This window comes from Rhizobacter sp. P5_C2 (genome assembly GCF_054049715.1).
Genome location: NZ_JBFULV010000018.1, coordinates 28035 through 54204, shown reverse-complemented (window position 1 = coordinate 54204; position 26170 = coordinate 28035). Strand labels below are relative to the sequence as shown.

Here is a 26170-nt window from a genome sequence, read left to right as displayed (position 1 = left end):
GAAATCGGCGTTGCTGCGCGGCACCGCGGCGACCACGCGCCACAACGACAGCGCGCCGCGCAGCAGCACACCAACGACCAGGGCGGACAGGGCAATCATCAGCATGGCAATCTCCTTGATTTCGCACGTGCGTGCGAAATTGGTCGACGAGAAAAGGGAACGGTGGCAGTCATTCAGGGCTGAAGTGATCGGATGATTCGTTCGTAGGCCGACCAGCAGCGGTCGGCGGCGCGTGGTTCGCGCAGGAAGCGGGCTTCGCGCATCAGCGCGACGAACAGGCCGTCCATCTCGAACACGAGTTGGTCGGCGTCGGTGCAGGCGCGCAGGTGGCCGGCGTCGATGGCCTGGATCACGGTGCGCTTGAGCGCACTGCGCCAGCGCATCACGTGGTCGAGCAGCAGGTCGCGCAGCGGGCCCTCGCGGTCGTCGAACTCGAACGCGCCGGCGCAGTACAGGCAGCCGGTGCGGATCTCGACATCGCGGGCGCGCTGCAGCCACAGCCGCATGATCGCGTTCAGCCGCGGCAGGCCGCGCGGCTCGCGCATCGCCGGGACGAAGACGTCCTGCAGGAAGCGGCGGTCGTATTCGTCGATCACCGCGATCTGCAGCGCCTCGCGCGAACCGACGCGCGAGAACACGCCGCTTTTCGACAGCCCGAGGCGCTTGGCGACCTCGCCGATCGTCAGGCTGTCGAGCCCGTCGGAGGCGGCCATGCCGAGCGCGGTGTCGAGGATGGCGGCAAGCGTGAGCCCGCTGCGTTCCGTTCGGGTTTCCATCGGCGCAATTTAGCACGGTCGTGCGAAGTGTCAAGCCCCCGTCGACAGGTGCTGTGGGGCCGTGGTACACCGCGTGGCGGTGCACGCGACGGAGGTGGCGCACTGTTCGAGGGAGAGGAGCCGATCGATGGCGCTGCCTGATGACGGATCGCGCATGCGCTGGCTGGTGGTCGGCCTGTGGCTGGTCGTGGTCGCCCTGCTGGCGGGGCTGAGCGCGTTCAGCGCCGACACGCTGTCGGCCGCTCGCGCGTACGTGGGTGGCGAGAGCCAGTGGTCCAAGGGCCAGAAGGATGCCATCTACCACCTCTTCCGCTACACCGAATCGCATGCCGAGGCCGACTACCAGCGCCACCTGGCGGCGCTCTCGGTGCCGCAGGGCGACCGGATGGCGCGGCTCGAACTCGACAAGCCCGAGCCCGACATGGCGGTGGTGCGCAGCGGCTTCCTGCAAGGCGGCAACCACCCGGACGACATCGACGCGCTGGCCCGCCTCTACCGGCGCTTTCGCCATGTCGGCTTCATGGCCGAGGCGATCGCCGCCTGGGTCGAGGGCGATGCGCAGATCGACGAGCTGAGCGCGCTCGGCCGCGAGATGCATGCCCGCATCCAGGCCGGGGACACGGGCTCGCCGGAGCTGCGTTTGCTGATCGGGCGGATCCCGTCATTGAGCGAGCGCCTGACCGAACTGGCCATGCGCTTCTCGGGCTCGCTGGGCGAGGCTTCACGCATCACGCGCCGGCTGGTGACCACGGCGACGCTGCTGCTCGGCGCACTGCTGGCCGGTGCCGGCGTGTGGCTGACGATGCGCATGCACCATGCCCAGCGGCGCGCCGAGCACGCGCTGCGCGAGAGCAACGAGCGGCTCGCGACGGCGGCCGAGGGTGCGCACATCGGCGTGTTCGACTGGGATGTCGACCACGACCGCGTGCAGCTCGATGCGCGCGCGGCGGCGCACTACGGGCTCGACGACGAGGCCGGTCCGCGCGACGGTGCCCGGCTGTCGTGCGAGCGGGTCGACCCCGAGGACTTGCCCGCGCTGCGCGCCGCGCTGGCGCGGGCGGTGCATGGCGACGAGCTGGTCGCGCTGCGCTACCGCGTGCTGCTGCCCGATGGCCGGGTGCGCCACCTCGAGATGAACGCGCGGCGCCGCGAGCAGGTCGATGGCCGGCGCGTGGTCGGGCTGCTGTGGGACGTCAGCGACGACGTGGAAGCCGAGCAGCTGCGGCTGGACAAGCAGGCCGCCGACCGTGCGAACCAGGCCAAGACGCAATTCCTGTCGCGCGTGAGCCATGAGCTGCGCACGCCGTTGAACGCGGTGCTGGGCTTTGCGCAGCTGCTGCAGACCGACGGCCGCGAGCCGCTGACGAGCCGGCAGGGAGCCCGGCTGCAGCACGTGCTCGACAGCGGCCAGCATCTGCTGGAGCTGATCAACGAGTTGCTGGACCTGACGAGCATCGAGGACGGCGCGCTCGCGCTGTCGAGCCGCGACATCCCGCTCGCGCCGGTGCTGGGCGCGAGCCTGCGGCAGGTCGAGCCGCTCGCGCTGTCGATGGGCGTCACGCTGGCGATCGACGGCGCGCAGGCGCTGGCGGTGCACGCCGATCCGCGGCGGCTGGAGCAGGTGTTCTCGAACCTGCTGTCGAACGCGGTCAAGTACAACCGTGCCGGCGGCCGGGCCTGGGTGCATTGCGCGCAGGACGGCGCGCACGCAGTGGTGACGGTGCATGACACCGGCATCGGCATCGACGCCGGCAAGCTCGCGCAGCTCTACCAGCCGTTCAATCGATTGGGCGCGGAGAACACGCCGGTGCCGGGCAGCGGGCTCGGCCTCGTGATCACGCGTCAGCTGCTGCAGCGCATGGGCGCGACGATGAGCGTCGAGAGCGAGCCGGGCAGCGGCACGCGGGTGCGGGTGAGCCTGCCGCTGGCGCGGGTGAAGCGGGCGGAACCGGTGCTGGAGGAGCGGTGAGTGCCGACCCGGGGCCGCCTTACGCCTGAAGCGCCGCCCCCACCCGATACCCCCGCGGAATCGCCCCCAGCAACCGCTTCGTGTACTCCTGCTGAGGCTGCTCCAATATCTGCGCGACGCTCGCCTGCTCGACCACCTCGCCGTCCTTCATCACCAGCACCTCGTCGGCCATGAAGCGCACCACCGCCAGGTCGTGGCTGATGAAGATGTAGGCGAGGCCCAGCTCGTCCTGCAGGTCCTTCAGCAGATTCAGCACCTGCGCCTGCACCGACACGTCGAGCGCGCTGACCGCCTCGTCCAGCACCAGCACCTCCGGGTCCAGCGTCAGGCAGCGCGCGATCGCGACGCGCTGGCGCTGGCCGCCCGAGAACTCGTGCGGGTACTTGTGCATCGCGCTGTCGTCCAGCCCGACCTTGTTCAACAGCGCCCGCGCCCGCTGCTCGCGCTCTGCACCATCGGCACCGATGCCGTGGATCGCCATCGGCTCGGTCAGCGTCTGCCCGATCGTGAAGCGCGGGTTCAGCGACGCATACGGGTTCTGGAACACCACCTGGATGCGCCGGCGCATCGGCAGCAGCTCGCGACGGCTCAAGCGCAGCAGGTCTTGCCCGTCGAACATCACCTTGCCGCCGACCGGCCCGCCGTTCACCTCGTGCAGGCGCAGCAGCGTCAGCCCCATCGTCGTCTTGCCCGAGCCCGATTCGCCGACCACGCCCAGCGTGTGCCCGCGCCGCAGCGTGAAGCTCGCGCCCTTCACCGCGCGGAACTCCTTGCGGCCGAACACGCCGCTGCGCAGCCAGAAACTCTTCGTCAGGTCGCTCGCGTCGATCACGATCGGCGCCAGCGCATCCTTCGGCGCCGGCGGTGCCGCCGCCGCACGGCCGGCGATGTGATCGTCGATCACCATCAGCCGCGCGCCGCGCTGCACCAGCGTCGGCCGGCAGGCCAGCAGCGCCTTCGTGTACGCATCGCGCGGCGCGCTGAAGATGCCGGCTACCGGCCCCTGCTCGCGCACCGTGCCCTGGCGCACCACCACCACCTGGTCGGCGATCTCGCCGACCACGCCCAGGTCGTGCGTGATGAACAGCATGCTCATGCGGTGCTGCGTCTTCAGCTTCGCGAGCAGCTCCAGGATCTGGCGCTGGATCGTCACGTCGAGCGCAGTCGTCGGCTCGTCGGCGATCAGCAGCTTCGGCTCGCACGACAGCGCCATCGCGATCATCACGCGCTGCTGCTGCCCGCCCGACAGCTCGTGCGGGTAGGCCGCCAACCGCCGCTTCGGCTCCGGCAGCCCCACCTCGACCAGCAGCGCCTCGGCGCGCACCATCGCCTGCTTGCGCGTCAGCCCGAGGTGGCGCATCAGCGGCTCCACCAGCTGCTGGCCGACGGTGAACACCGGGTTCAGCGAACTCATCGGGTCCTGGAACACGCAGGCGATGTCCTTGCCGCGCAGCGCCTGCAGCTCGGGCAGCGTCGCGGCCAGCAGGTCGCGGCCCTGGAAGCTGATCGCGCCCTGCCGCTCGGCATTGCTCGGCAGCAGGTTCAGGATCGACATCGCGGTCACGCTCTTGCCCGAGCCCGACTCGCCGACCAGCGCCACCGTGGTGTTCTCCGGCACGTCGAAGCTGACGCCGACCGACTGCCCGTCGATGTCGCGGCCCACCGCCTGCGTGCGCTGCACCACGCCACCGTCGTTGCCCACGCGGAACGACACGCGCAGGTCCTTGATCGTCAACAAGCTCATTCGAGTCCCCGCAGCTTCGGATCCAGCGCATCGCGCAATGCATCGGCGAACAGCGAGAACGCCGTCACGAACACCGCCATGAAGGCGGTCGCCGCCACCAGCTGCCACCAGTAGCCGAGGATCAGCTCGCTCTGCGCCTCGGCCAGCATCGTGCCCCATGACACGTCGTCGACGCCGACGCCCAGCCCGAGGTACGACAGGATCACCTCGAACTTGATGAAGCCCACCACCAGCAGCGACATGCGCACCAGGATCACGTGGCTGATGTTCGGCAGGATGTGGCGGAACATGCGCGACGCCGCCGACGCACCGATCGCCTCGGCCGAACGCACGTACTCGCGCACCGAATGCTTCAGGAACTCGGCGCGCACCTGCCGGTACATGCCGGTCCAGCCGACCAGTGCGAGGATGATCGCAACGCTGCTGATGCCGCGGCCGAACAGCACCGCGAACGACAGGATCAGCAGAATGTCCGGGATCGACGTGAACACGCTGTACAGCCACTCGAGGAAATCGCCGACCTTGCCGCCGAAGAAGCCGGCCAGCGCGCCCAGCAGCGTGCCGATCACGGTGGCCGCGACGGCCGCCAGCAGCCCGACGAACACCGAGGTCTGCGTGCCCTTCAGCGCCTTGGTCAGCACGTCGCGCCCGATGCGGTCGCCACCGAACGGCAGCGTCTCGCGCTTGATGCTRTCTTCGGTCTTGAACTTGGCGGCGCGCTCGTCCCATTCCTTGTAGCGCGGCGCCAGCGGGTCCACCGCAGTGAGGTCGACGTTCGGCCCCTTCGGCACCGGGATCGCGCTCTGCTCCACGGCGGCTGCCGGCCCCATGAAGGTCGGCGGTGCATTCGGCACGCCCACTTCCTTCTGCCAGCCGCGCGCCAGCAGCCCGACCGAACCCAGCACCACCAGCAGCGCGAACGCCGCCACCACCACCATCGACACCATGCCGACGCGGTCGGCCTTCAGCCGCTTCCACGCGGCCTGCCAGACGCCCATCGATTGCCGCGCGGGCAGCGCCGCAGGAGCAAGCACCGCGCTCATTTGAGGACCACCCGCGGGTCGATCAGCTTGTAGAGGATGTCCGCGCCCAGGTTCACCAGCATCGTCAGCATCGCCAGGTAGATGGTGACCGCCTGGATCACCGGGTAATCGCTGCGGTTCACCGCCAGGATGATCTCGCGCCCCAACCCCGGGATCGAGAAGAACACCTCGATCAGGAACGAGCCGACGAACACGCCCGGCAGCGCCAGCGCGATGTTGGTGACGATCGGGATCATCGCGTTGCGCAGCACGTGCTTGAACAGCACCGTGCCCTCGGTCATGCCCTTGGCGCGCGCGGTGCGCACGTAGTCGTGGCCGAGCTCGTCGAGGAAGAAGGTGCGGTACAGCCGCGTCTGCGGCGCGAGGCCCACCAGCAGCGCCAGCAGCACCGGCAGCGGCACGAAGACCGCAAGGTTGGTCAATGTGCTGTCGCTCCAGCCCTGCACCGGGAACCAGCCGAGCTGGAAGCCGAACACGTACTGGCCGACGATGATGTAGACCAGGAACGAGATCGACAGCGCGACGGTGGAGATCACCATGATGCTGCGGTCGGCCAGCGAGCCGCGGCGGTAGGCCACCCACATCGCGATCGGCAGCGCGAGCAGCGTGTCGAGCACGAGGATCGGCAACATCACCGTCAGCGTGGCCGGCGCGCGTGTCGCGAAGATGCTGCTCACGGCCTCCTGGGTGGCCCAGCTGTGGCCCCAGTCCAGCGTCACGATGCTGCGGAAGTAGATCAGCAGCTGCTGCCACACCGGCTTGTTCAGCCCGAGCTGCTCGCGGATCGCGTCGACCTGCTGCGCCGTGGCGTTCAGGCCGCCGAGGATTTCGGCCGGGTCGCCGCCAAAGTACTTGAAGAGGAAGAACACCAGCAGCACCACCCCGATCAAGGTCGGGATCATTTGCCACAGGCGCCGTATCAGGTAGGCCGCCATATCGTCGTGAGCGTCTCGGGTCGAGAAAAGAGGACCGGCCCGCCCCGCCGGCCCGGGTCGGGGGGCGGCGCGTGCCGGAATCTGGGCAGGCGCGAGTCTAAGGCCCGGCCCGAACCCCCCTGCCCCGCGTTTGCCCTCAGGAACTTCGCAGCGCACGCAACTTGCATGCCGGTGCGAAAGTTCCCGCGTGCAGGCCCGGGGCAAGCCCGGAGGACACCCGCGCCGGGCAGGCCCTAGACTTCGCGCCTTCGGCATGCCGCCGCGCCACGAGCGTCGGCGGCGTACCCTCCCACCAGGAGTCCGTGACCATGATCCGACGCGGTGCAGCCGGGCTGCTCGCCTTCTTCGCCCTCTGCTGTTCGGCAGCGCCACCGGCGCCCGCCGCGCAGCCCGCGGCGCCGCTGAAAGTGCTGAGGTATGCCTTCCCGGTGGCCGAGACCGGGTTCGACCCGGTGCAGCTCAGCGATCTCTATTCGCGCACCGTCACCGCCGGCATCTTCGAGGCGCCGCTGACCTTCGACTACCTCGCGCGGCCGATCCGCATGAAGCCGAACACCGCGGCGGCGATGCCGGAGATCTCGGACGACTTCAAGACCTTCACGTTCCGGTTGAAGCCCGGCACGTATTTCCAGGACGACCCGGCCTTCAAGGGGCAGCGCCGCGAGCTGGTCGCGCAGGACTACGTCTACACGCTGAAGCGCCACTACGACCCGCAGTGGAAGAGCCCCAACCTCTACCTGCTCGAGAACTCGAAGCTGCTCGGGCTGTCGGAATTGCGCCGCCAGGTGGTGGCTTCGAAGCAGCCCTTCCCGTACGACCGCGAGGTCGACGGCCTGCGCGCGCTCGACCGCTACACCTTCCAGGTGCGGCTGGCCGAGCCGTCGCCGCGCTTTCACCAGCAGATCATGACCGACCCCGGGGCCTTCGGCGCGATGGCGCGCGAGGTGGTCGAGTTCTATGGCGACAAGATCATGGCGCACCCGGTGGGCACTGGTCCGTTCCGGCTCGCCGACTGGCGCCGCAGCTCGCTGATCGTGCTCGAGCGCAACGCCGGCTACCGCGAGCAGCTCTACGAGGAAGAGGCACCGGCCGACGCCCCGCGTTCGCAGGCCATCGCGCGCGCGATGAAGGGCAAGCGCATCCCGATGCTCGACCGCATCGAGATCTCGATCATCGAGGAGGCGCAGCCGCGCTGGCTGAGCTTCCTGAACGGCCAGAGCGATTTCCTCGAGCGCCTGCCGCCCGAGTTCTCGGGCATCGCGATCCCGCGCAACCGGCTCGCGCCGAACCTGGCCAAGCGCGGCATCCAGATGGACCAGGCGCCGCTGGTCGACGCGGTGATCGCCGGCTTCTTCAACCACGAGAACCCGGTGGTCGGCGGCTACACGCCCGAGAAGGTGGCGCTGCGGCGCGCGATCTCGCTGGCCTACAACACGCCGGCCGAGCTGCAGCTCGCGCGCAAGAACCAGGCGGTGCCGGCGCAGACCGCGATCGCGCCCGCGGTGTACGGCTACGACCCGACGGTCAAGACCGAGATGAGCGACTACGACCCCGACCGGGCGCGCGCGCTGCTCGACACCTACGGGTATGTCGACCGCGACGGCGACGGCTGGCGCGACCTGCCCGACGGCAGCCCGCTGCTGATCGAATACTCGACGCAGCCCGACCAGCTGAGCCGCCAGCTCGTCGAGCTGTGGGACAAGAGCATGCGCGCGGTCGGCATCCACATGGTCTTCAGGACCGCGAAGTGGCCGGAGAACCTGAAGTCCTCGCGCGCCGGCAAGCTGATGATGTGGGGCGTGGGCTGGGCCGCGACGACACCGGATGCCGACACCTTCCTCGCGCTCGCGTACGGCCCGAACAAGGGCGGTGCCAACCATTCGCGCTTCGACCTGCCGGCCTTCAATGTGCTGTTCGAGAAGCAGGGCCGCATGCCCGACGGGCCGGAGCGCGAGGCCGTGCTGCGCGAGGGGAGCAAGCTGATGGTGGCCTACATGCCGTACAAGATCAGCGGGCACCGCATCGCCACCGACCTGATGCACCCGTGGGTGCTGGGCTACCGGCGCAATCCGTTCGTCCGCGAGTTCTGGAAATTCCTCGACATCGACACCGCGCTCGAGCAAGCGCGCACCGCCCCATGATCCGACGCTTCTTCCTGATCGCCGGTACCGCGCTGGCCACCCTCGCCACCGCAGCGGGCAACGCTGCGGCGCAATCGCAGGCCGCCTCTCAGGCCGCCGCCTCTCCCGGGCTCAAGACCTTCCGCTGGGCCCTTCTGTCTGCCGAGACCGGCTTCGACCCGGTGAAGATCAGCGACCTGTACTCGCGCTACGTCACGACGCACCTGTTCGAGGCGCTGGTCCGCTACGACTACCTGGCCCGCCCGTTCAAGGTGCGGGCGGAGGCAGCGGCCGCGATGCCCGAGGTGTCGGCCGATTTCCGCACGTACACCTTCCGCATCCGCCCCGGCGTGTACTTCCAGGACGACCCGGCGTTCAAGGGCCAGCGCCGCGAGCTGGTCGCGCAAGACTTCGTCTACGCGATCAAGCGCTTCTTCGACCCGGCCAACGCGAGCCCGAACTACGCGGAGATGAACGACCAGGGCTTCATCGGCCTGGACGAGCTGCGCCAGCAGGCGCTCGCGAAGAAGACACCGTTCGACTACGACAAGCCGGTCGAAGGCCTGCGCGCGCTGGACCGCCACACGCTGCAGATCAAGCTGGAGAGCCCACGCCCGCGCCTGCTCTTCACGCTGGCCGACAGCAGCCTGTACGGCGCCGTCGCGCGCGAGGTCGTCGAGTTCTACGGCGACAAGACGATGGAGCACCCGGTGGGCACCGGGCCGTTCCGGCTCGCCACCTGGCGGCGCAGTTCRCAGATCGTGCTGGAGCGCAACCCTGGCTTCCACGAGGCCTTCTACGATGCCGAGCCGAATGCCGACGATGCCGAAGGCCAGGCGCTGCTGCAGCGCTTCAAGGGGCGCCGGCTGCCGATGATCGACCGCGTCGAGATCTCGATCATCGAGGAGAGCCAGCCACGCTGGCTGGCCTTCCTGAACGGCGAGACCGATCTCGTCACGGTGCCGCTGGAGTTCGCGAACCAGGCGGTGCCCAACGGCAAGCTGGCGCCGAACCTGGCGAAGCGCGGCATCCAGATGCAGCGCGTCGTCAACCCGGACCGCACGCTGTACTACTTCAACATGGAAGACCCGACCGTCGGCGGCTACACCGCCGACAAGGTCGCGCTGCGCCGCGCGATCCGGCTGGCCATCGACGTGACGCGCGAGATCAACGGCGTGCGACGCGGCCAGGCCATCCCGGCGCAGAGCATGGTGGCGCCCGGCACCTTCGGCTACGACCCGAACTACAAGACCGAGAACAGCGACTACAACGTTCCGCGCGCGAAGGCGCTGCTCGACATGTACGGCTACGTCGACCGCAACGGCGACGGCTGGCGCGAGATGCCCGACGGCAGTCCGCTGGTGATCCAGTACGCCACCTCGCCGGACAGCCTGCAGCGCCAGTTCGACGAGCTGTGGAAGAGGAACATGGATGCGATCGGCGTGCGCGTCGAGTTCAAGCCCGCCCAGTGGCCCGAGAACCTGAAGGCGGCGCGCGCCGGCCAGCTGATGGTGTGGCAGCTCGGCTACACCGCGTCGACCCCCGACGTGCAGGACGCGATGCAGCTGCTCTACGGCCCGGGCGCCGGCGGCCAGAACCTCGGACGGTTCAGAAACGAGCGCTTCGATGCGATCTACGACCGCATGCGCAGCATCCCCGACGGCCCGGAACGCCTCGCGCTGCTCGACGAGGCCAACCGCATCGCGACGGCGTTCGCGCCGCACAAGTACAACGTGCACCGCATCGTGACCGACCTGGCCCAGCCGTGGATCGTCGGCTACCGGCGGCCCGTCTTCGTCAGCCGCTTCTGGCAGTACCTGGACATCGACGAGAGTCGCCGGGTCCGGCACTGACCGGCGCTGCGCAGCAGGCATGGAGCTGACGCGCCGCACCTGGCTTGCCGCCTCGGCCGCGCTGTCGTGCGGTGCACCCGGCCTGGCGGACGCGGCCGACAAGACGCTGCACCTGGCCTTCAGCGTCGCCGAGACCGGCTTCGATCCGTGCCAGATCTCAGACGTCAATTCGGCGCAGGTAGTGTCGGCGATCTTCGACGCGCCGCTCACCTACGACTACCTCGCGCGCCCGGTGAAGCTGCGCCCGAACACGACGGCGCTGCCCGAGATCAGCGACGACTTCAAGACCTTCACGTTCCGCCTGCGCCCCGGCATCTTCTTCGCCGACGACCCGGCCTTCGGCGGCAAGCCGCGCGAGCTGGTCGCGCAGGACTACGTCTACAGCGTCAAGCGCTTCTACGACCCGCGCCTGAACTGCGAGAACATCTACGTGTTCGAGAACGCGAAGCTGCGCGACCTGACCGAGCTGCGCGCGCAGGCCGGCAAAAGCGGCAAGCCCTTCGACTACGACCGCGAGGTGGAAGGCATCCGCGCGCTCGACCGCTACACCTTCCGCATCCGGCTGGCCGAGCCGAGCCCGCGCTTCCACCATTGGTTCACGCAGGGCGCGCTGGTGGGGGCGGTCGCGCGCGAGGTGGTCGAGCATTACGGCGCCGAGATCGCCGCGCACCCGGTGGGCACCGGCCCGTTCATGCTCGCGAGCTGGCGCCGCGCATCGCGCATCGAACTCGTGCGCAACCCGCGCTTTCGCGAGCTGCACTTCGAGGCCGAGCCCGCGCCCGACGATGCGCCGGCCCAGGAGATCGCGCGCCAGCTGGCCGGCCGGCGCCTGCCAGTGGCCGAGCGCATCGAGGTCAGCGTGATCGTCGAGGCGCAGCCGCAGTGGCTCGCCTTCGTCAACGGCGCGCTCGACGTGCTGGAGCTGCCGGTGGAGTTCACGCCGATCGCGGCGCCGGGCAACCGCATCGCGCCGCACCTCGCGCGCCAGGGCGTGCGGCTGCAGCGCAGCGCGAAGGCCGACATGGTGCTGACCTACTTCAACATGGACGACCCGGTGGTCGGTGGCAACACGCCGGACAAGGTCGCGCTGCGCCGCGCGATCTGCCTGGCCTACGACAACCGGCAGGACCTGGAGGACCTGCGCCACGGCCAGGGCATCCCGGCGCAGTCGGTGGTCGCGCCGTTCACCTCGGGCTACGAAGAGGACTACCGCAGCACGATGAGCGAGACCAGCATCGCCCGCGCGACCGCGCTGCTCGACCTGTGCGGTTTTGTCGACCGCGACGGCGACGGCTGGCGGGAGATGCCCGACGGCAGCCCGCTGGTGCTGCGGCTCGCGTCGCGGCCGGACCAGCGGCAGCGCCAGTTCAACGAGCTGTGGCGCAAGTGCATGACGACGGTCGGGCTGCGCATCGAGTTCGAGATCGCGAGCTGGCCCGACCTGCTGAAGCGCGGGCGCGCCGGCAAGCTGATGATGTGGGGCTTCAGCTGGGTGGCGGGCACGCCCGACGGCGGCTTCTTCCTCGGCATCGGCTACGGGCCGAACGCCAACGAATCGAACGATGCACACTTCGCGCTGCCGGCCTACGATCGGTTGTTCGAGCGGCAGAACGTGCTGCCCGACGGGCCGGAGCGCGCGGCGCTGATGCGCGAGGCGAAGAACATCCTGGTGGCGTACATGCCGTACAAGGCGCATGTGCACACCGTCGTCAGCGACGTGCTGCACCGGCGCGTGATCGGGCACCTGAGGCATCCGTTCATGCGCGACACCTGGCAGTTCATCGGCATCGAATAGAGGCATGTGATGGCAGTCCCGAGACCGCAGATCCTGCGCTACACCGACTGGCTGGCCCGCGAGCGCGGCCTGCAGTTCGACGCGACCACGCACGAAGGCTACGACACGCTGTGGCGCTGGTCGGTCATCGATCTCGACGCGTTCTGGCGCTCGATCTGGGACTTCTACGGCCTGCGGTCGCCGACCCCGTTCACGCAGGTGCTCGCCGACGACCGCATGCCCGGTGCGCGCTGGTTCGACGGCGCGCAGCTGAACTACGCGCAGCAGGTGTTCCGCCACGCCGACGCGGCGCATGCGGCCGGGCACCCGGCGGTGGTGTTCCAGGACGAGCGCCTGCGCGACTGTGCCAGCCTGCTCGAATGGAGCTGGCCGAAGCTGCGCCGCCAGGTGGCGCAGCTGGCGGCGCACTACCGGCGGCTCGGCGTCGTGCGCGGCGACCGCATCTGCGCCTTCATGCCGAACACGCCGCAGACGCTGGTCGCCTTCCTCGCCGCCGCGAGTCTCGGCGCGGTGTGGTCGGTGTGTTCGCCCGACATGGGGCCGGTCGCGGTCCTCGATCGCTTCCGCCAGATCGAGCCGACGCTGCTGGTCGGCTGCGACGGCTATGTGCATGGCGGCACCGCGCACGAGCGGCTCGCGCTGCTGCAGGACCTGGTGAAGGAGCTGCCGACGCTGAAGCACGTGCTGTTGTGGCGCAACCTCGGCGGCGCGCTGCCGGCCGGCTGGCACGACTTCGACGGGCTGCTGTGCGGCGACCTGCCGCTGCAGATCGATCCGCTGCCGTTCGACCATCCGCTGTGGATCGTCTATTCGAGCGGCACGACCGGGCTGCCGAAGGCGATCGTGCACGGCCATGGCGGCGTCGTGCTCGAGCACCTGAAGTTCATGGGGCTGCACAACGACCTTGGCCCGAGCGCCGAGGGCGGCGACCGCTTCCACTGGTACAGCGCGACCGGCTGGATCATGTGGAACTGCCAGATCGCCGGGCTGCTGAACGGCACGACGATCTGCCTGTACGACGGCAGCCCGTCCGGGCGCAGCGGGCAGCCCGACTGGGGCACGCTGTGGCGCTTCGTCGCCGACTCCGGCAGCACCTTCTTCGGCGCCGGCGCGGCGTTCTTCGCGAGCTGCATGAAGGCCGGCCTGGAGCCCGCGCGGATGCCGGGGCTGGCGCGGCTGCGCGCGCTCGGCAGCACCGGCTCGCCGCTGTCGGCCGACGTGTACCGCTGGGCGGCGCAGCAGCTGCCGCGCGTCGACGACCGGCCGATGTGGCTGACCTCGCTGTCGGGCGGCACCGATTTCGCCGGGGCCTTCGTGGCCGGGTTGCCGACGCTGCCGGTGGTCGAGGGCGAGATGCAGTGCCGCTGCCTCGGGGCCGCGGTCGAGGCCTGGAGCGAGCCCGATCCGGCGACCGGCCGCGGGCAGGCGCTGGTCGACGAGGTGGGCGAGCTGGTGTGCACGCGGCCGATGCCGTCGATGCCGCTGTATTTCTGGGGCGATGCGGACGGGCGGCGATACCGCGAGAGCTACTTCGACATGTACCCCGATGGAAATGGAAGACCTGCGGTCTGGCGCCACGGCGACTGGCTGCGCATCACGCCACGTGGCGGCGCGGTAATCTACGGCCGCAGCGACGCAACCATCAACCGCCACGGCATCCGCATGGGCACGGCCGAGCTGTATCGCGCGGTCGAGGCGTTGCCCGAGGTGCTGGACAGCCTGGTCGTCGACCTGGAGTACCTGGGCCGCGAGAGCTGGATGCCGCTGTTCATCGTGCTGCGCGAAGGCCGCGTGCTCGACGACGCGCTGGTCGCGCGGCTGAAGCAGGAGATCCGCGGCGCGTTGTCGGCGCGGCATGTGCCGAACGAGATCTTCCAGGTGGACGCGATCCCGCGCACGCTGTCGGGCAAGAAGATGGAGCTGCCGGTCAAGAAGCTGCTGATGGGCACGCCGGCCGAGCAGGTGTTCAAGCTTGATGCGATGGCGAATGCGGGCAGCGTCGCGTGGTTCGTCGCGTTCGCGCGCCTCCGGGCTACAAAGGCAATTCGGTGAAGTAGCGCCCGCCGTGATAGATCAGCGGCTGCGCGCCCTCGCGCCGCTCGCAACGCTCCACCTCGCCGACGAAGATCACGTGGTCACCCTCTTCGTACTGGCTGCGGTTGAAGCATTCGAACACCGCCGCCACCCCTTCGAGCACCGGCGCGCCGCCGACCCCTTCGCGAAAGCGCAGCCCGGCGAAGCGGTCCACGTCCTTCGATGCGAAGCGTTCGGCCAGCGGGCGCTGGTCGGCGGCGAGGATGTTGATCGCGTAGTGCGAGCCGCGCGTGAACGCCGGCATCGACCCGGCGCGCCGCGACAGGCTCCACAGCACCAGCGGCGGCGACAGCGACACCGAGTTGAACGAATTGGCGGTCAGGCCGACCGGCTTGCCCTGCAGGTCGCACGCGGTGACGATCGTGACGCCGGTGGCGAACATCCCGAGCGCAACGCGGAACTCCTGGGCCGAGAAACTGGGTGCCATGGGGCGCAGCATTGCATTCATGCCGGAATTGTGGAGGGCGACTGCGGGGCCGCCAACTCCCATTTGAGGGGGTCTGGCAGCTCCTTACACTCGTGCAGCATGACACGATACCCGATGATTCGACGGGCGCTGCGTGGCGCGGCCTTGGTCTCGGCTGCCCTGCTGGCCGCTGCGCTTTCACAGCCGGTGCAGGCCGCCGGCCCGTGCTCCGAGCTGGTCCGCCGCCTGCCGAACCTGAGCCCCGCGCTGTGCGAGCGCGCCACGTTGAAGCCTTCCGGCGCCGCGTCGGTGAAAGGCGTGGCGCTGTACCAGCGCGACGTGCCGGCGCCGCAGCCGCTGCTGCTGCCCGACGACAAGCCGCCGCCCGTGCCGCGCCGCGTGCTGGTGCTGGGCGGCATCCATGGCGACGAGCTGTCGTCGAGCGCCCTGGCCTTCCACTGGATCGGCCACGCGGTGGACACCGGTGCCGGCATGGACTGGCGCTTCGTTCCGGTGCTGAACCCCGACGGCCTGCTGCTGGCGCGGCCGACGCGCACCAACGCGCACGGCGTCGACCTGAACCGCAATTTCCCGACGCCGCACTGGGACCGTGACGCCCCGGTCTACTGGACCCAGCGCACGAAGAAGGACCCGCGCCGCTGGCCCGGCCCGAGCGCGCTGTCGGAGCCGGAGAGCCGCTTCGTGACCGACACGATCGAGAGCTGGAAGCCGGACGTGATCGTCACCGTGCACGCGCCCTACGGCGTGCTCGATTTCGACGGCCCGAGCGTGCCGCCGCAGCGGCTCGGCCGGCTCTACCTCGACCGGGTCGGCATCTTCCCCGGCTCGCTCGGCCACTACGGCGGCGTGCACAAGGGCGTGCCGGTGGTGACGATCGAGCTGCCGAGCGCGATCCGCACGCCGACCGATGCCGAGATGCGCCAGATGTGGATCGACCTGCTGCGCTGGCTGGACGAACGCCTCGCGCTGCGGGAACATCGCTGACCGCTGCCTGCCCCCGCCGCCATGACCTCGTTCGCCCGCCACCTGTACGCCAGCGCCCACAACAATGCCTGGGCCAACCACCGCCTGCTGCAGGCCTGCGGGCGGCTGACGCAGGAGGAGTTCAGCGCGCCGCGCACCGGCTTCTTCCCGTCGATCCGCGCGACGCTGAACCACAATGTGACGGTCGACGACTACTACCTCGACGCGATCGAGCGCAGCCTGCGCGGTGATGCGCCGCACCCCGATCCGCGCTCGTTCTTCGACCCCGAGGAACCGTGCGCGACCTGCGCCGAACTGACCGCGGCCCAGCAGCGCATGGACCAGCGCCTGCTCGCCGTCGCCCACGCGCTGCTCGCCGACACCGCGTTGCTGGAGCGCGTGATCGCGGTGCCGCGCACGCAGCGCATCGACCGCGAGCCGCTGCACCGCCTGCTGGCCCACCTCTACCAGCACCAGGTGCACCACCGCGGCCAGGCGCATTCGATGCTGTCGGGCACCTCGGTGGCGCCGCCGCAGCTCGACGAGTTCTTCTGCGTCAACGACCTGGAGCGGCGCGAGGATGATTTTCGGGCGCTGGGCGTGACGGAAGCCGCGATCTGGAATGGATGAGCGGGAATAGCCGCGCTCTGCCCCGCGTAGACATCAGGTGAGCATCCCCACCAGCTTCCGCCAGCAGCTGCTCGGCGCGATCCCGCGGCTGCGGCGCTATGCGCGCTCGCTGGTGATCGATGCCGCCGCAGCCGACGACCTGGTGCAGACCGCACTGGAGCGCGCGCTGTCGCACTGGCACCAGTTCGACCAGCAGCGCGACCTCCTGGTGTGGGTGATCAGCATCGCGCACAACGCCCACATGGACACGCTGCGCCGCAGCGGCCGCTTGGCCATCGTCGACCCGCACGAGCTGCAGGCCGAGCAGGACCTGCGCGGCAGCGACCCTGGCGCCGATGTCGGCCTGCGCATGGACCTGGTCGCCGCGCTGCGGCGCCTGCCGGTCGAGCAGCGCGAGCCGCTGCTGCTGGTGTCGGTCGAGGAACTGTCTTACGCCGAATGCGCCGAGGTGCTGCGCATCCCGATCGGCACCGTGATGTCGCGCATCTCGCGCGGGCGCGTCGCGCTGCGTGCGCTGCTTGACGGCCGCGCGCCGACGCCGGCGGTGCAGCCCTTGCGGCGCGTGGTCTGAACCGGATGTCGATGATGGCCGCCCCCCTCTTCTCCTCCCCCGACGAACGCGACGACACGCTGAGCGCGTGGCTCGACGACGAACTCCCGCCCGGGCGCCGTGCCGAGGTCGACGCCTGGCTGCAGGCCAACCCCGAAGAGGCGGCGCGCGTGCGGCTGTGGGCCGCCGACCGCGATGCGTTGCGCGCCCGCCTGGTCTCCGCGGCGAGCGAACCGGTGCCGGATCGGCTGCAGCAGCTCGTCTGGCAGCACGCGCCGGAGGCGGCGACGCCGTGGTGGCAAGGCCGCGGCCAGTGGGCGGCCGCGCTGGCGATCTTCGCGCTCGGCGGCTTGATCGGTGCCGGTGCCGTGTGGCGGGCGCAGCCGGCCCGCGCGCTCGTGGCCCAGGCGTCGGCTGGCAGCTGGGTGCAGCGGGCGGCGCTCGCGCACAGCGTCTACGTGCCCGAGCAGCGCCACCCGGTCGAGGTGGCGGTCGCCGGCAAGACGGCCGAGGAGAGCCGCGCCCAGGAAGAGCACCTGTCGCGCTGGCTGACGCGGCGCCTGAACGTGCCGGTCAAGCTGTTCGACCTGCGCGAGCAGGGCTACGAGCTGGTCGGCGGGCGATTGCTGCCTGACGGGGCCGGCGCCGGCCCTGGCGCGCAGCTGATGTACCAGGCCACCGGCGGCACGGCCCGCGTGACCGTCTACCTGCGCAAGCCCAATGAAGCCGCGCCGGCCGCGTTCCGCTTCGAACGCGACGGCGACGTGAACCTCTTCTACTGGGTCGAGGCCGGCACCGGCTACGCGCTGGCCGGCAGCCTGCCGCGCGAGCAACTGCTGGCGCTGGCCGAGGCGATCTACCGGCAGCAGCCGGTTCCGGCCGCATCCGCGCCGAAGTGAACCGGGGCGCGGGACAGCGCCTCTTGCTTCCCTAGAATCGGGCGATGTCCGATTCCGCTCCCGTGCAGCCCGTGCCCGCACTGTCCTCCTCCCGGGCCGCCGTCGCATTCCGGCTGCTGGTCGTCTGCGTGCTCGGCTTCGCGTCCGGGCTGCCGCTCGCGCTGACCGGCCAGGCGATGCAGGCCTGGCTCAGCGTCGAGGGCATCGACATGGCGACCATCGGCTTCCTGAGCCTGGTCGGCCTGCCCTACACCTTCAAGTTCCTGTGGGCGCCGCTGATGGACCGCTTCGAGCTGCCCTGGCTCGGCCGGCGCCGCGGCTGGCTGGTGCTGACGCAGCTTGCGCTGGCCGGCGCCTTGATGCTGATGGCCACCACCTCGCCCGGCACCGCGACGCGCAGCTTCGCGCTGCTGGCGGTGCTGGTCGCTTTCGTCTCGGCGTCGCAGGACGTGGTCGTCGACGCCTACCGCACCGACCTGCTGCCGGCGCGCGAGCGCGGGCTCGGCTCGTCGCTGTACGTGCTGGGCTACCGGCTCGCGATGATCCTGTCGGGCGGCGTCGCGCTGATCTGGGTCGATCCGACGCAGGGCGGCGGCTGGTCCTGGCCCGACGTCTACCGCGTGATGGCCGGGCTGATGGTCGGCGCGGCGGTGCTGTCGGCGGTCGCGTTGCCGCGGCTGCCGCTGGCGCTGCGGCCGTCGTCGGTCGCGCGCCAGGACGTGCTCGGCTTCGTCGCGGTGCTGGGCGCGGTCGCGGTGGGGTTCGTGCTGAGCGAGCGCTTCGGGCCGCCGATCGCCACGGCCGTGCTGGCGCCGTGGTGGGCCGGCAGCAGCCTGCCGGCCGCGCTGCAGCAGCGCTGGACCGAGCTGCTGGCGCTGCTGCTGGGCATCGCGTTCACGCTGCCGCTGGCCGCCTGGGCGGCGCGGGCGGCGCGCTTCGAGACGCTGCTCGGCGGGCTGCGCAGCTACTTCGCGCAGCCGGGCGCCGGCGCCTTCCTCGCATTCATCGTGCTCTACAAGCTGGGCGATGCGTTCGCCGGCTCGCTGATGACGCCGTTCCTGCTGAAGGCGATGCAGTTCGGCCCGGCCGAGGTCGGCGTCGCGAACAAGCTGATCGGCCTGTGGCTGACGATCGGCGGCGCGCTGCTCGGCGGCGCGCTGATGTTCCGGCTCGGCCTGTGGCGCGCGCTGCTGCTGTTCGGCGTGCTGCAGATGCTCAGCAACCTCGGCTTCTGGTGGCTGGCCGGGCATGGCCACGGTCTGCTGCCGGGCGTCACGATCCCGGCCTTCGACTGGACGGTGGTCTGGCTGAAGCAGGCGACGCCGGTCGACGGCGGGCTGCTGATGGTCATCGCGCTCGAGAACATCACCGGCGGCATGGGCACGACCGCGTTCGTCGCGTTCCTGATGAGCCTGTGCAACCAGCGCTTCACCGCGACGCAGTACGCGCTGCTGAGCGCGTTCGCGTCGGTCGGCCGCGTCTGGGTCGGGCCGGTGGCCGGCGTCACTGCCGAGACCATCGGCTGGCCGAGCTTCTTCCTGCTGTCGACGGTGCTGGCCTTGCCGGCGTTGTTGATGCTCGTGTGGCTGCGCGCGCCGGTGCAGGCGCTCGAGGTCGATCCGACAACGCTGGTCACCGATGATTGAGCTTTGGAACCCACGCCCCCATCTCCGGTCTGAACCCGCCATGAACCACGACGCCGACCTCCCCTCGTTCACCTGCGGCTGCGCCTTCCACGCGCGGCGCCGTTTCGCCGCGACGCTCGCGGCCGCCGGCGCGTCGCTGGCCGTGCCGGCCTGGGCGCGCGACGGCGTCGACGTGGGCAGCGAATCGCGCTTCACGAAGCTGGTGTCGGCCGACCAGATCGAGCAGGCCGCCGCGCAGCAGTACGCGCAGATGAAGCAGCAGGCCGCGCAGCAGCGCGCGCTCGGCCCCGACAGCCACCCGCAGGTGGTGCGGCTGCGCGCGATCTCGCAGCGCATCATCCCGTTCAGTTCCGAGTGGAACGAGCGGGCGAGCCGCTGGAAGTGGGAGGTCAACCTGATCGGCTCGAAGCAGATCAATGCCTTCTGCATGCCCGGCGGCAAGATCGCGTTCTACACCGGCATCCTCGAGCAGCTGCAGCTGACCGACGACGAGGTCGCGATGGTGATGGGCCATGAGGTCGCGCATGCGCTGCGCGAGCATGCGCGCGAGCGCATGGGCAAGAACATGGCCACGCAGGGCGCGATCGGGCTCGGTGCTGCGATCCTCGGGCTGGGCAGCATCGGGCGCTCGGTGGCCGACATGGGTGGGCAGCTGCTGACGCTGAAGTTCGGCCGGGAGGACGAATCCGAGGCCGACCTCGTCGGGATGGAGCTGGCGGCGCGCGCCGGCTACGACCCGCGGGCCGGTGTCAGCTTGTGGAACAAGATGGCGCAGGCCAGCAAGGGCGCGCCGCCGCAGTTCCTGTCGACCCACCCGTCCGGGCCGACGCGCATCCGCGACATCGAGGCGAACCTGCCGCGGGTGGAGGGGCTGTATGCGAAGGCGGCCAAGCCGCCGCAGCGCTTCGAGCCGCCGGTCAAGAAGCCCTGAGGTTCACCAGCGTGCCGGCAGCGGCCGCTTCAGCACGATCTGCGTGCGGCTGACGGCGATGTGCCCACCCGCATCCAGGTCCTTCAGCAAGCGGCTGACCATCTCGCGCGAGCAGCCGACGCGGCTCGCGATCTCCTGGTGCGTCAGCCGTTCGCGGATCACCCGCGTGCCGTCGGGTTCGGTCACCGCGAGGTCGGTCAGCAGCTGCGCGACGCGGCCGTAGACGTCGAGCAGCGCCAGACTGCGCGCGCTGTGCGTCGCCAGCCGTGCCCGGTGGATCACGCGCGAGATCAGCTCGAACGCGAACTCCGGCCGCTCGGCGATGTGCTGGCGCAGCGTGTGCCGCGTGACGACCGAGCACACCGTGGGTTCGAGCGTGATGATCGACGCCGAGCGCGGGCCGCCATCGAGCGACATCTCGCCGAGGTATTCGCCCGGGCCGTAGACGCCGTAGACGATCTCGCGGTCGCGGTCGTCCATCGAGAACGCCTTCACGCGGCCGGACAGCAGGATGAACAAGGTGTCGCCGTGATCGCCTTCCTGGATCAGCAGCACGCCCTTGCGGTAGCGGCGTTGTTCGCCCCGGGCCGAGAGCAGGCCCAGGGATTCGGACAGCACGGGAGCGGATGCTGGGCCGGTGGCGGCGTCCATGAAGAAGCGGCGGCGAATGGGAAAGCCCGGGCGGTGGCCCGGGAACCCATCGAATCTAGCACGCCGCCCTGGCGCGTCCGTGACGGTGGACGACGGCCCGCGTGACGGAAGTCAGCGCCGGCCGGTGCGCGTCGACACCTCAGTGCGACAGCGCCGTCTTCATCGCCGGCGTGATCGGCGGTAGCACCGCCACGCGGTTCAGCAGGTCGCCGATGCTGGCGGTCTGCGTCTTGATGCGGATGCTGCTGATCTGCGAGCGCACCGTCGAGACGGCGACGCTGAAGGTGCGTGCCACTTCCTTCGGGCGCTGGCCGTCGCACAGCGCGCGCAGCACCTTGGTCTCGGCGGCCGTCAGGCTGTGGGTGCGGGCAAAGAAATCGAGCGTCAGCGATTCGCAGCGGTGGCGCTTGCCGAGCACCAGCATCGCGAGGCCGTCGTCGTCGGGCGACGACATCGGCACGAAGGCGACCGGCATCGCGCCGTCGTCGCGGCTCAGGTTCAGCATGCGGCGCCGGCCGCCGCAGGCACCGAGCAGCGCACCGAGGAAGCCCGACAGTTCTTCCGCATGGCGCGGCAGCACCTGGCCCTTGACGACACGCAGGCCGTCGCCGGCCTGCAGCGATTGCCAGCCGAGCTGGTTGGCATGGCGCAGGCCGCAGCTCGCGTCGACCAGCAGCAGGCCGTGGTCCATCTCGTCGAGCATCATCGTCAGCCAGCGGGCCATCGCGGAGGGGCCGTGGCGGCGCTCCGGTCCGGGGTACGGCGGCTGGATGGTTTCAACGGCGGGGTGGATCGCGGCGGGGGCGGGCCGCAGGTTCAGGTGGGCGGTCGGGCGGGTGTCCGGGGGTGAGAGCAGTTCATCCAACATGGCGCTGTCCTTCTGATGGCAGGCGCAGCAGCACCGCTGTGCACCTTGTTACAGCGTAGGGGCGTCGGATGCCGGCAGGTGGTGAAAACCACCGGGGCCGTTTGTGATTTATTCACCTCGGCCGGTGGCCGGGCCGAGCAGCGTGGTCAGCCAGCGTGTCAGGTCGGCGATCTCGGGGCCGCACACCGAATGCGGCATCGGGTACTCGTGCCACTCGACCGGGTGCTCGAACGCCAGCAGCGCGTCGCGCGACGCGAGCGCACGGGCGATCGGGATCACCGGGTCCTGGCGGCCATGCGCCAGGAAGATTGGCACGCCGTGGTTCGCGCCGTGGCGCTCGGCCGTGGTCTGCGCTGCCAGCGGCAGGTAGCCCGACAGGCCGACCAAGCCGGCCAGCCGCTCGGGGTGGCGCAGCCCCGTCAGCAGCGTCATCGCGCAGCCCTGCGAGAAGCCGCCGAGCACGATGCGCGACGCGGGGATGCCGCGTTCGTGCTCGCGGGCGATCAGCGCCTGCACCAGCGCCTGCGATTCGCGCAGGCCGGCCTCGTCCTCGCGCCGCACCAGGTCGGCACCGAGGATGTCGTACCAGGCGCGCATCACGTAGCCGCCGTTGACCGTGACCGGCCGCGTCGGGGCGTGCGGAAAGATGAAGCGCAGCGGGCCGGCGGCGGCGAGGTCGAGCTCCTGCGCGAACGGCGCGAAGCCGTTCCCGCTGTCGCCCAGCCCGTGCAGGAAGATGATGGTGGCCGTCGGATTCGCGCCGGTCTCGGTTTCGATGGTGTCGAGGAGCTGCATGCCGCGATGCTAGCCCGACACGGCCCGGACCCGGGTCAGAACCGGTAGTTCACGCCCAGGCTCAGCTGCGGGATCGCGCGGATCTTGCCGACGCCGTCGCGCAGCTCCTGCGTTTCCTTGTCGACATCGGCGTTCAACTGGGCGCGCTGGGTCGCGTCCATGCTGTCGAAGGTGGGTCCGCTCGCGGCCGACTCGACCTTCGCGCGGCCGATGCTCGCGCCGAGGTCGAAGTGGAAGCCCCAGGCGCCCTCGGTGCCGGCCTGGTGGCCGTAGCCGAAGCCGAGGAACGGCGTCGTCTTCGGGAACTTCACGTGCGCGTCGAAGCGGTCGCCGTCCTGCGTCGCGTAGGTGGTGTTGCCGATCGTGATCTGGTTGTTGGTCGGGCGGCCGGCCAGGTCGAGCTTGATCGCGTTGAAGGTCACGCCGCCGGTCAGGCGCCAGCCGCCGGTGAAGAACCAGTCGGCGAACACGCCGCCGCGGCTGAGCTTCAGGTCGGCGTCGTAGTGGATGCTGTTTTCGGTCTTCGTCGTGCTGTGCGAGCCGAGCGAGGCGACGTCGCCGCGCAGCGTCACCGACGGCGCGACCGGTTGCGCGTAGCCGAGCATCACGCCGTGCGTGCCGATGCCGGTGTAGACCTCGCCGGCGTGGGCGGTGGCGGCCAGCGCCAGGGCGGCCGATGCGGCCAGCGTCTTGATCATGGGAAGCTCCTCGTACTGCATCTGAATGAAAGCGGACCCGCGGGTGCGGGTGAGTGCTCATTCTTCAGTGAGGAGGGGCCGGGACAAGGGCCGAACAACGTGGGCCGGGCGGCGTTGTTCGGCGCTTCGGGCGCCGGCTCAGAGCGTGAAGTCCGTGACGAAGAGGTTTTCGATGCGCACTTCTCCAAGCACTGCGCCGTGTTGCATGTCTTCGCTCAACACCCTCTCACGTCCGCCAACGATGGCAGCCTGCATGACGCTCGTGTCCAGCAGGCTACGCTCGGCGATTGGCCTCTTCGCGATCGAAGTGCCCGCCCCCCAGCCTTCCCGGTGTGGCCCGAGCGGATTGCTCGAAGGCCTGCAACTCGTTCGCCAGCTGCTGGCTTCCCGCCAACTGCTCCAGGTAGTCTCGAACGGCTTGGTTCAGACTTTTGCCCATCGTGGCGGCGGCAGCACGAGCCTGCTCCGCGATGCGCTCGTCCACGGAAAAGGTGATGTTCATGACTTCCCCTTATGCCCGCACATATTAGGTGTTGCAGTCACTGTGCCGCATGCTGCTGCACAAGGGAATTTGAAGCCCCTGGGTGGACGATGCTCAGAGCGTGAAGTCGTAGTCGATGACCAGCGGCGCGTGGTCCGAGAAGCGCTGCTCGAGGTAGATGTGCTCACGCAGCGCCTTGGCGGCCAGTGCCGGCGTGGCCAGGTGGTAGTCGAGCCGCCAGCCGACGTTCTTCGCCCAGGCCTGGCCGCGATTGCTCCACCAGGTGTATTGCTCGGGTTTCGGGTTCAGCGTGCGGAACACGTCGACCAGGCCCAGCTCGTCCAGCGTGTGCGTCATCCAGGCCCGCTCTTCCGGCAGGAAGCCGCTGTTCTTCTGGTTGCTGCGCCAGTTCTTCAGGTCGATCTCCTTGTGCGCGATGTTCACGTCGCCCACCAGGATGAACTCGCGCTCGGCCTTCAGCTGCTGCAGGTAGGGCGTCATCAGCGCGAGGAAGCGGAACTTCGCGAGCTGCCGCTCCTCGCCGCTGGAGCCGCTCGGGAAGTAGCAGCTGATGATGCTGAGCTTGCGCTGCGGGGTGTCGAAGCGCAGCTCGACGTAGCGGCCCTCGGCGTCGAATTCGGGCGAGCCGAAGCCGATCACCACGTCGCTCGGCGTCTTGCGGCTGTACACGCCGACGCCCGAGTAGCCCTTCTTCTCGGCGAAGTGGAAATGGCCGTGCATGTCGTGCAGGCGCTCGAAGCGGCCGGCGATGTCGGCGGCCTGGGCCTTCACCTCCTGCACCCCCATACAATCGGCGCCAATGCTTTCCGCCCACGGCAGAAGGCCCTTCGTGGCAGCCGAGCGGATGCCGTTCAGATTCAAAGACACCAGACGGAACACGAAAGACCTCCGATGAGCCCCACCGCTGACACCTTGGCCAAAGACTTCGTCAGCTTCTCGGTGGAAGCCGGCGTGTTGCGGTTCGGGGAGTTCAAGACCAAGGCCGGGCGGCTGTCGCCCTATTTCTTCAATTCCGGCCTGTTCGACGACGGCGCCAAGCTGGGCCGTCTCGCGGAATTCTATGCGCGCCGCCTGCTCGCCTCGGGCATCGGGTTCGACATGCTGTTCGGCCCGGCCTACAAGGGCATCACGCTCGCATCGGCCACCGCGGTGACGCTGGCGGGCCTGGGCCGCAACGTGCCCTTCTGCCACAACCGCAAGGAAGCCAAGGACCATGGCGAAGGCGGCCTGATGGTCGGCGCGCCGCTGAAGGGGCGCGTCGTCATCATCGACGACGTGATCACCGACGGCGCCTCCAAGCGCGAATCGGTCGAGATGATCCGCGCCGCCGGGGCGGAACCGGTTTCGGTGCTGATCGCGATGGACCGCATGGAACGCAAGGGTTCCGATGACAACCTGAGCGCCCGTTCCTCCGTTGAGGAGTTCGAAGCGGCGTATGGCATGCCGGTGCTTGCCATTGCGACGCTGGCTGACTTGCTGCAGTATCTGCAGACGAATGACGATCCGGCCCTGCGCAGCCACCTGGCGCGCGTGGCCGCCTACCGGGACCGTTACGGGGTGTAAATGACGAGCCTGCTTGTGGTGAATCGATCCGTGGTGAATCGATCGGTGGGAATGTGGCGCTGCCTCGCGGTGCTGGCGGGATTCGTGGCCGCCTCGTCGGCCCACGCTGCCATCTACAGCTGCGTCGACGGCAGCGGCCGGCGCCTGACCTCCGACCGCCCGATCGTCGAATGCGCGACGCGCGAGCAGCGCATGCTCAACACCGACGGTTCGGTGCGCCAGATCGTGCCGCCGACGATGACGCCCGATGAGCGCGCCGAGGCCGACGCGAAGGAGCGGCAGGCCGCCGCCGACCGCGTCGCGCAACAGGATGCGATGCGCCGCGACCGCAACCTGGTGAACCGCTTTCCCAACGATGCCGCCCACATGAAGGCGCGCGAGGCCGCGCTCGACGACGTCCGCAAGGGCGTCGCGTTCTCGCAGGGGCGTCTGGCCGAACTCGAGCGCGAGCGCAAGCCGCTGATCGACGAGCAGGAGTTCTACAAGGGCCGCAAGCTGCCGGCGAAACTGCGCCAGCAGCTCGACGCGAACGACGCCGCGGTGGCCGCGCAGAAATCGCTGGTGCAGAACCAGGAAGACGAGATCGTGCGCATCAACAACCTGTACGACGTCGAACTCGAACGGCTGAAGAAGCTGTGGGCCGGCGCGTCGCCCGGGTCGATGGGGGCGCTGCCGGCGGCCTCGGCACCTCCCCAGCGCAAGGCGGCGGGGAAGTAAA

At 69.7% G+C, this 26170-nt stretch carries 24 protein-coding genes; 13 read left to right on the top strand and 11 right to left on the bottom strand.

Annotation, left to right across the window (positions count from 1 at the left end):
* Positions 1-173: 173 nt before the first annotated feature.
* Entirely contained in the window at positions 174-776 is a 603-nt protein-coding gene (locus ACXJLU_RS09015; RefSeq protein WP_457330077.1) for a TetR/AcrR family transcriptional regulator, read from the bottom strand.
* A 127-nt stretch (positions 777-903) separates the two neighbouring features.
* On the opposite strand from ACXJLU_RS09015, the gene ACXJLU_RS09010 reads away from it, so the two are divergent.
* Positions 904-2745 (top strand): sensor histidine kinase, encoded by a 1842-nt coding sequence (locus tag ACXJLU_RS09010; protein ID WP_457330076.1) that lies wholly within the window; start codon positions 904-906, stop codon positions 2743-2745.
* A 19-nt stretch (positions 2746-2764) separates the two neighbouring features.
* Here ACXJLU_RS09010 and ACXJLU_RS09005 read toward each other — a convergent pair whose 3' ends face one another.
* The 3 genes from ACXJLU_RS09005 to ACXJLU_RS08995 are packed head-to-tail and all read right to left on the bottom strand — an operon-like array spanning position 2765 to position 6467.
* Positions 2765-4489 (bottom strand): ABC transporter ATP-binding protein, encoded by a 1725-nt coding sequence (locus ACXJLU_RS09005; RefSeq protein WP_457330075.1) that lies wholly within the window; start codon positions 4487-4489, stop codon positions 2765-2767.
* Entirely contained in the window at positions 4486-5532 is a 1047-nt protein-coding gene (locus ACXJLU_RS09000; protein WP_457330074.1) for an ABC transporter permease, read from the bottom strand. The genes ACXJLU_RS09005 and ACXJLU_RS09000 overlap by 4 nt, the downstream gene beginning before the upstream one ends.
* On the bottom strand, positions 5529-6467 hold the full coding sequence (locus tag ACXJLU_RS08995) for an ABC transporter permease (RefSeq protein ID WP_073465795.1): 939 nt from the start codon (positions 6465-6467) through the stop codon (positions 5529-5531). The genes ACXJLU_RS09000 and ACXJLU_RS08995 overlap by 4 nt, the downstream gene beginning before the upstream one ends.
* Before the next feature lie 308 nt (positions 6468-6775).
* Between ACXJLU_RS08995 and ACXJLU_RS08990 the strand changes: the two genes are divergently transcribed.
* Genes ACXJLU_RS08990 through ACXJLU_RS08975 form a run of 4 tightly spaced genes read left to right on the top strand, consistent with a single transcriptional unit; the run spans position 6776 to position 14287 of the window.
* Positions 6776-8608 carry an ABC transporter substrate-binding protein gene (locus ACXJLU_RS08990; RefSeq protein WP_457330073.1) on the top strand — a complete coding sequence of 611 codons (1833 nt, stop codon included), beginning with the start codon at positions 6776-6778 and terminating at the stop codon, positions 8606-8608.
* A complete protein-coding gene (locus ACXJLU_RS08985) occupies positions 8605-10440 on the top strand; it encodes an ABC transporter substrate-binding protein (protein ID WP_457330072.1) in 1836 nt (611 codons plus the stop codon). The genes ACXJLU_RS08990 and ACXJLU_RS08985 overlap by 4 nt, the downstream gene beginning before the upstream one ends.
* A 19-nt stretch (positions 10441-10459) precedes the next feature.
* Complete coding sequence (locus ACXJLU_RS08980) at positions 10460-12235, top strand: ABC transporter substrate-binding protein (RefSeq protein ID WP_457330071.1); 1776 nt, start codon at positions 10460-10462, stop codon at positions 12233-12235.
* A gap of 9 nt (positions 12236-12244) precedes the next feature.
* On the top strand, positions 12245-14287 hold the full coding sequence (locus ACXJLU_RS08975) for an acetoacetate--CoA ligase (protein WP_457330070.1): 2043 nt from the start codon (positions 12245-12247) through the stop codon (positions 14285-14287).
* Here ACXJLU_RS08975 and ACXJLU_RS08970 read toward each other — a convergent pair.
* A complete protein-coding gene (locus ACXJLU_RS08970) occupies positions 14268-14756 on the bottom strand; it encodes a flavin reductase family protein (protein ID WP_457330069.1) in 489 nt (162 codons plus the stop codon). The two genes, ACXJLU_RS08975 and ACXJLU_RS08970, sit on opposite strands and share 20 nt — an antisense overlap.
* Before the next feature lie 114 nt (positions 14757-14870).
* Between ACXJLU_RS08970 and ACXJLU_RS08965 the strand changes: the two genes are divergently transcribed.
* From ACXJLU_RS08965 to ACXJLU_RS08940, 6 genes are read left to right on the top strand one after another with little or no spacing between them, the layout of a single operon-like run.
* The gene (locus ACXJLU_RS08965) at positions 14871-15740 is read left to right on the top strand and encodes a M14 family zinc carboxypeptidase (RefSeq protein WP_457330068.1); all 870 of its coding nucleotides are present in this window, start codon (positions 14871-14873) and stop codon (positions 15738-15740) included.
* A gap of 21 nt (positions 15741-15761) precedes the next feature.
* Positions 15762-16349 (top strand): DinB family protein, encoded by a 588-nt coding sequence (locus tag ACXJLU_RS08960; protein WP_457330067.1) that lies wholly within the window; start codon positions 15762-15764, stop codon positions 16347-16349.
* Positions 16350-16386: 37 nt separating this feature from the next.
* The gene (locus ACXJLU_RS08955; protein ID WP_457330066.1) at positions 16387-16920 is read left to right on the top strand and encodes a sigma-70 family RNA polymerase sigma factor; all 534 of its coding nucleotides are present in this window, start codon (positions 16387-16389) and stop codon (positions 16918-16920) included.
* 14 nt (positions 16921-16934) lie between these two features.
* Complete coding sequence (locus tag ACXJLU_RS08950; RefSeq protein WP_457330065.1) at positions 16935-17798, top strand: anti-sigma factor family protein; 864 nt, start codon at positions 16935-16937, stop codon at positions 17796-17798.
* A gap of 44 nt (positions 17799-17842) precedes the next feature.
* Positions 17843-19444, top strand: a complete 1602-nt coding sequence (locus ACXJLU_RS08945) for an AmpG family muropeptide MFS transporter (protein WP_457330064.1) — start codon at positions 17843-17845, stop codon at positions 19442-19444.
* A gap of 40 nt (positions 19445-19484) precedes the next feature.
* The gene (locus tag ACXJLU_RS08940) at positions 19485-20375 is read left to right on the top strand and encodes a M48 family metallopeptidase (RefSeq protein ID WP_457330063.1); all 891 of its coding nucleotides are present in this window, start codon (positions 19485-19487) and stop codon (positions 20373-20375) included.
* Positions 20376-20378: 3 nt separating this feature from the next.
* Here ACXJLU_RS08940 and ACXJLU_RS08935 read toward each other — a convergent pair whose 3' ends face one another.
* The 6 genes from ACXJLU_RS08935 to ACXJLU_RS08910 form a co-directional block, all read right to left on the bottom strand.
* Positions 20379-20993 carry a Crp/Fnr family transcriptional regulator gene (locus tag ACXJLU_RS08935; protein WP_235581127.1) on the bottom strand — a complete coding sequence of 205 codons (615 nt, stop codon included), beginning with the start codon at positions 20991-20993 and terminating at the stop codon, positions 20379-20381.
* Between the two features lie 172 nt (positions 20994-21165).
* Entirely contained in the window at positions 21166-21894 is a 729-nt protein-coding gene (locus tag ACXJLU_RS08930) for a helix-turn-helix transcriptional regulator (RefSeq protein WP_457330062.1), read from the bottom strand.
* A 108-nt stretch (positions 21895-22002) separates the two neighbouring features.
* On the bottom strand, positions 22003-22689 hold the full coding sequence (locus tag ACXJLU_RS08925) for an alpha/beta hydrolase (protein ID WP_457330061.1): 687 nt from the start codon (positions 22687-22689) through the stop codon (positions 22003-22005).
* 35 nt (positions 22690-22724) lie between these two features.
* Positions 22725-23387 (bottom strand): hypothetical protein, encoded by a 663-nt coding sequence (locus ACXJLU_RS08920; RefSeq protein WP_457330060.1) that lies wholly within the window; start codon positions 23385-23387, stop codon positions 22725-22727.
* Between the two features lie 274 nt (positions 23388-23661).
* Positions 23662-23889 (bottom strand): DUF6364 family protein, encoded by a 228-nt coding sequence (locus ACXJLU_RS08915; protein ID WP_457330059.1) that lies wholly within the window; start codon positions 23887-23889, stop codon positions 23662-23664.
* 93 nt (positions 23890-23982) lie between these two features.
* Positions 23983-24768, bottom strand: a complete 786-nt coding sequence (locus ACXJLU_RS08910; RefSeq protein WP_457330058.1) for an exodeoxyribonuclease III — start codon at positions 24766-24768, stop codon at positions 23983-23985.
* A 12-nt stretch (positions 24769-24780) separates the two neighbouring features.
* Here ACXJLU_RS08910 and pyrE point away from each other — a divergent pair, with 12 nt between their 5' ends.
* A complete protein-coding gene (pyrE, locus tag ACXJLU_RS08905; protein WP_457330057.1) occupies positions 24781-25452 on the top strand; it encodes an orotate phosphoribosyltransferase in 672 nt (223 codons plus the stop codon).
* A gap of 51 nt (positions 25453-25503) precedes the next feature.
* Positions 25504-26169: a DUF4124 domain-containing protein gene (locus ACXJLU_RS08900; RefSeq protein ID WP_457330109.1), complete on the top strand. Its 666-nt coding sequence runs from the start codon at positions 25504-25506 to the stop codon at positions 26167-26169.
* Position 26170 lies beyond the last annotated feature (1 nt).